Here is a 5,256-nt window from a genome sequence, read left to right as displayed (position 1 = left end):
CGTGAGTTGGGTTTAAAACGTCGTGAGACAGTTTGGTCCCTATCTGCCGTGGGCGTTGGAAATTTGACGGAGCCTGCTCCTAGTACGAGAGGACCGGAGTGGACGTACCTCTGGTGTACCGGTTGTCATGCCAATGGCATAGCCGGGTAGCTAAGTACGGAAGAGATAACCGCTGAAGGCATCTAAGCGGGAAACTCGTCTGAAGATTAGATTTCCCTGGGAACTAGATTCCCCTGAAGGGTCGTTCGAGACCAGGACGTTGATAGGCTGGGTGTGGAAGCGCAGTAATGCGTTAAGCTAACCAGTACTAATTGCCCGTGCGGCTTGATCCTATAACTCTGCAAGTTATGGCGACATGTCGTTCAAAACAAAGTAATACCAGCGGCGCTGCTCCGTCAGCAGCGCCGACAACAATCATATCCGTGTACAATCACGTGCTTCTACCAGATTCGGCTTGGCTGACATCCTCAGACAAGCCAAAACAGTTACGCTTGACGACCATAGCAAGGTGGTCCCACTCCTTCCCATCCCGAACAGGACAGTGAAACGCCTTTGCGCCGATGATAGTTGGTTTACGCCTGTGAAAGTAGGTCATCGTCAAGCTTTTATTCCAAAAAACCCTCAGGCTTACCGCCTGGGGGTTTTTTACTTTACTCCGCCTGAAACCGCGCAGCGACTCATCGCCCGACTGCCCCCAGCTCCTGTCCGAACCAGACTGCCACCGCCTCCACGCCGCTCCCTCCTTTCTGCATTCTGGGGGGGTACCAGATGCTTAGTGCCGCCCAGTAGCCTCTGGGTTTCCAAAACCTATGGCGTGTCTATCTGTATGGCCTGGTTCCTGCAGTGCCGTTGTGGTTATGGGGAACGCTTGGGCATGGCATGCCTGAAAGGCAAGTTTCAGGATTCGGCAGATTGATCTTGCCGTACAAAAGACAATAAAAAACGGGCGCCAGGGCGCCCGTCAGGAAATTGCTCAGAGTTGAATTGTCAGTCGGCAGTCAAGTGGAAAGGGGCTTCAGCGCGCGCGGTCGGCACTGCCGCCTGAACGCTTCAGTGCCCATGCTCCGTCGCCGATCAAGGCTAGGGCCAGGGCTGCGGCCGTCAGGAAAATCGGGTACTCCCAACCGCCATTGGCATTGGCGAAGGCCCAGCCGTTACCGAAATGGACCGTAGAGGCGGCAAACAGCTGTACGACGGCAATGGCAGCGATCCAGCGGGCGAAGACGCCCAGGATCAGGAAGGCACCACCGATGACCTCAAAAGCGATCACGGGATAGGCGGTCCAGCCAGGAAATCCGATCGACTCGAAAAAACCTGCCGTGCCAGCAGGGGTGAAGACCAGCAGCTTGGTCAGGCCATGGGCCAGGAACATCAGGCCGAGGGCCAGTCGCAGGACGAGGGCAGCATAAGGGGCGGTGCGGGTATCAATCATGGTGATTCTCCGTTAAGACAGGATTTAGAAAAATATGCTGAAGCAAGTGTTGCCAATGAAAGGCGCAAACAGATAAAAACAAAGCGTGTGTTGCTGAGGCGCAGGGGTAGGTATCAGTACGCGGTTGTGGAAAATTCTCCCAGTACGTAGGTATCCATGGCGAGGACACCGTAATCCACGCCACCATCGATGATGGTGGTCGGCTCGCCATCACCAGTCGCCCCGGCGGCAACCAGCAGCGGCAGGAAGTGTTCCTCGGTAGGATGGGCTCGCTCGGCAGCAGGGGCCAGCCTGCGATAATCCAGCAGCGCCGGAATATCGTGCGTATCTACCTGACGGCGAGTCCAATCCGTGAATTCACGCACATATTCGGAGGCATCGCTGCCCGGATGGCGAATTTCATACAGGTTATGCGTCAGACTGCCTGAGCCGACCAGCAATACACCTTCATCACGCAAGGGAGCCAGGCTCTTGCCCAGTCGCAATGCCGTATCGGCATCGCAAGGATAGGGAAGTGATACCTGCACCACGGGAATGCGGGCATCGGGATACAGGTGCATCAGGGGTACCCAGGCTCCGTGATCCAGGCCGCGCGAGGCGTCAGGTGCGGCGGGCCAGTCGGCCTGTTGCAGCAGTTCAAGCGTGCGTGCGGCGATATCAGGTGCACCGGCTGCCGGATACTGCAATGCGTAGAGCGGTGCAGGAAATCCACCAAAATCGTGAATGGTTGCGGGTTCTGCACTGGTGGTAACGCTCACTGTGCCACGTGTCATCCAGTGTGCTGAGATGACGACAATGGCTCGGGGTTCCGGCAGTTGCCGGCCCAGTCGAGTGAGCTCCGGGCCGGCCAGCCCGGGTTCCAGTGCGAAGGTCGGCGCGCCATGAGAGACAAACAGAACAGGCATGCGGTTCGACATGATGAATCCTTTTGGTAATGAACCTTCAAGTTCGATGTGAAAATTTTATTGGCTTTGAAAATCAAGATAAACAGGGTTTTAATGAACTTATTGTTGCGAAAAAAGGGATAATTGAGTCTGTCGCATACTTGAAGGCAGGAGGTAGGGATATGAGTCGTTCGCTTGAAATGACAGTCTTTGTGGCTATTGTGGATGCCGGCAGCTTCGTAGGTGCTGCAGATGCGCTGGGGATGTCAAAGGCCGCGGTGTCCAGGCATATCGTGGCTCTGGAGTCACGGCTCGGGGTACGGCTCTTGCAGAGGACAACGCGTCGGCTGTCATTGACAGAGGAGGGACAAATCTTCTACCAGCGGGCACGTGAGGTGCTCAATGCCATGGATGAAGCCGAAAGTACGGTATCGGAGCGGGCGCTGGAGCCCGGAGGGCGGATCCGGATCAATGTGCCTGTGTCTTACGGTATTGCCTGTCTGGCACCCTTGTGGTCGGGATTCATGGCCCGCTACCCCAAGGTAGAACTGGATATTTCACTCAATGATCGCGTGGTTGATCTGATCGAGGAAGGCTATGACATGGCGGTGCGAATCAGCGCCCTGCCCAGTTCCAGCCTGATCTGTCGTCGTCTGGCCACGACGCGAATGATGCTTTGCGCCTCGCCGGATTACCTGAGCCGACGTGGTACACCCACGACGCCTACTGAGTTGCTGCATCACGACACGTTGACCTATACGCTCCTGGCCAATCATGAAGAATGGTATTTCCAGGGGCAGGAGGGGCAGGTGCGCACCCGGATACGGCCCAAGGTATTGTCCAACAATGGCGATACCTGTCGGATGATTGCCCTGCAGGGAGGGGGCATTACGCTGCAACCGGATTTTATTCTTGGGGCCGATGTGCGCCGGGGCGAGCTGACTGAACTGCTGCCTGATTACAAGACCCAGGAACTGGGTGTCTACGCGGTATTTCCATCGAGGCGGCAACTCTCGCTCAAGGTCAGGCATATGGTGGACTATCTGACACAGGCGCTCAATCACTAGTTCTGCAAGCCAGAAAATTTGCGGAAATGAACGTGTAATGTGCTGCTGCTCAAAGAAATGCAGAGCAATGTTGGGCTATATATTACAAAACGTTCCATATTTAAATGATATCGGATAAGAGTGGCCGAATATATTTGCATGCCTGCAGGTAGTCCGGCTATCCACACCGGAGTGTCTGTTTATGACGAAGTTGCTTGGAAATTGGTCGCTTTGGGCCAAGTTTGCCTTGATCAGTGTTTTGAGCCTGATCATGTTCAGCGTGCCTACCGCGCTTTACCTCGGGAGCACCTATGGCGTGATTGCGCAGAAACAGCTTGAATGGGAAGGCGTAGCGCCCAGCAATCAGTTGTTGGCTACGGTGAGGCTGTTGCAGCAGCATCGTGGCATGTCGGCCGCCTTGTTGAGCGGCAATGCAGCCATTCAGGAGCAGCGACGCCAGCGTGTGCTCGAGATCGACCGGGCGATGGGGCAACTGCAACAGATCCTCGAGGCGGCTTCTGCAGAGGTGGCAGTATTGCTGCCGGAACTGAAGAATGCACAGGCGCGCTGGCGCGAGCTGCAGGCGCGTGTCGATCAGGGCACGATTACCGCCCCGGAGAGTTTTGCAGGCCACGTCGATGTCATCAATGGCATGTTCTCGATTGGTGACCGTATCCTGGATATCTATGGGCTCAGCCTGGATGATGCACTCGAAGTCGATGCCTTGATCCAGGGCGCGTTCGTGTCCCTGCCCCTGCTGTCGGAGGAACTGGGCAAGGCGCGTGCGCAGGGGGCTCGCCTGCTGGTACTGGGGCAGGCCTCGGATCAGGATCGACTGACGCTGGGGGGAGTTGTCCAGCGTGCCGACGAATATCTGCAGCAGACCCAGAGAGCTTTCGGCAAGGCGTACGCGCTGGATGATGACTTGCGCACGACCCTGCAGGGCAAGACGCGGCAGGCTGCAGAGCAGGCCAAGGCGTCACTGGCATTGGTCAATGAGCAGATTCTGTCGGCCTCGACGTTGGTCGCGCCCTCGCAGCCGTATTTTGATGCCATGACCCAGGCCATCGACGTGCAGTATCGTGTGGTCGATGATGTGATCGTCGAACTGGAGCATCTGTTATCGGAGCGGGTCGGGCACTTGCAGCGGGATGCTGCCTGGCTGCTGGGCGGATTGCTGGTCATGGCGCTGCTGGCCGGTTGGGTGACACTGTTGGTGATCCGTTCGATTACCCGTCCGTTGGCAACCTCGGTGGCGATGGCCAGCCAGGTTGCAGCCTGCGATCTGACGGCCAGGGCAGATGTCGTGGGGCGTGATGAACCTGCCCAACTGCTGCAGGCACTCAATGCCATGAGCGAAAGCCTTTCCGCGGTGGTTCGGCAGGTGCGTACCAGCGTTGATAGCATTGATCTGGCAGCTTCTGAAATCGCCCATGGCAACATGGACCTGTCGAGCCGGACGGAATCCCAGGCCTCCAGTCTGGAAGAAACGGCGGCGTCCATCGAGGAGTTGACGGCTACCGTGCAGCAGAATGCCGGCAATGCTCGCCAGGCCAGCGAACTGGCCGTGGCTGCGGCCGAACTGGCTGGGCGCAGTGGGGTTGAAGTGGAGCAGGCCGTGGCCCTGATGCAGGCGATCACCCAGAGTTCGCGGCGGATGGTCGATATCATTGGTGTGATCGAAAGCATTGCGTTCCAGACCAATATCCTGGCACTGAACGCCTCGGTCGAGTCTGCGCGTGCAGGCGAACAGGGGCGTGGCTTTGCCGTGGTGGCGGCTGAAGTGCGGACACTGGCGCAACGCTCGGCCAATGCCGCCCAGGAGATCAGGACGCTGATCAATGCCTCCCAGCAGGAAGTGGATCAGGGCAGTGCCTGCATCGAGGGGGTGGGC

At 57.4% G+C, this 5,256-nt stretch carries 4 protein-coding genes and 2 rRNA genes; 4 read left to right on the top strand and 2 right to left on the bottom strand.

The window, feature by feature from the left end; genetic code table 11:
- Window positions 1–332: ribosomal RNA gene (locus tag ABN482_RS11255) — 23S ribosomal RNA — on the top strand; the annotation flags it as partial.
- Between the two features lie 158 nt (window positions 333–490).
- Window positions 491–603: ribosomal RNA gene (gene rrf / locus ABN482_RS11250) — 5S ribosomal RNA — on the top strand.
- Between the two features lie 412 nt (window positions 604–1,015).
- Here the strand turns inward: rrf and ABN482_RS11245 are convergent.
- Window positions 1,016–1,432 (bottom strand): DoxX family protein, encoded by a 417-nt coding sequence (locus ABN482_RS11245; RefSeq protein WP_349504076.1) that lies wholly within the window; start codon window positions 1,430–1,432, stop codon window positions 1,016–1,018.
- 113 nt (window positions 1,433–1,545) lie between these two features.
- Window positions 1,546–2,349 (bottom strand): dioxygenase family protein, encoded by an 804-nt coding sequence (locus ABN482_RS11240; protein ID WP_349504075.1) that lies wholly within the window; start codon window positions 2,347–2,349, stop codon window positions 1,546–1,548.
- Between the two features lie 149 nt (window positions 2,350–2,498).
- Between ABN482_RS11240 and ABN482_RS11235 the strand changes: the two genes are divergently transcribed.
- Complete coding sequence (locus tag ABN482_RS11235) at window positions 2,499–3,383, top strand: LysR family transcriptional regulator (protein ID WP_349504074.1); 885 nt, start codon at window positions 2,499–2,501, stop codon at window positions 3,381–3,383.
- A gap of 250 nt (window positions 3,384–3,633) precedes the next feature.
- The coding region (locus tag ABN482_RS11230; RefSeq protein ID WP_349504073.1) for a methyl-accepting chemotaxis protein at window positions 3,634–5,256 on the top strand (1,623 nt) is incomplete at its 3' end.

It is taken from the genome of Corticimicrobacter sp., from assembly GCF_040137905.1.
GTDB lineage: Bacteria > Pseudomonadota > Gammaproteobacteria > Burkholderiales > Burkholderiaceae_B > Corticimicrobacter.
This window is presented reverse-complemented; position numbering and strand designations above follow the sequence as displayed.

Bases quoted from the DNA above. Each gene is read 5' to 3' on its own strand.
- ABN482_RS11245 (WP_349504076.1), bottom strand. From the start codon at position 1,432: ATGATTGATACCCGCACCGCCCCTTATGCTGCCCTCGTCCTGCGACTG.
- ABN482_RS11240 (WP_349504075.1), bottom strand. From the start codon at position 2,349: ATGTCGAACCGCATGCCTGTTCTGTTTGTCTCTCATGGCGCGCCGACC.
- ABN482_RS11235 (WP_349504074.1), top strand. From the start codon at position 2,499: ATGAGTCGTTCGCTTGAAATGACAGTCTTTGTGGCTATTGTGGATGCC.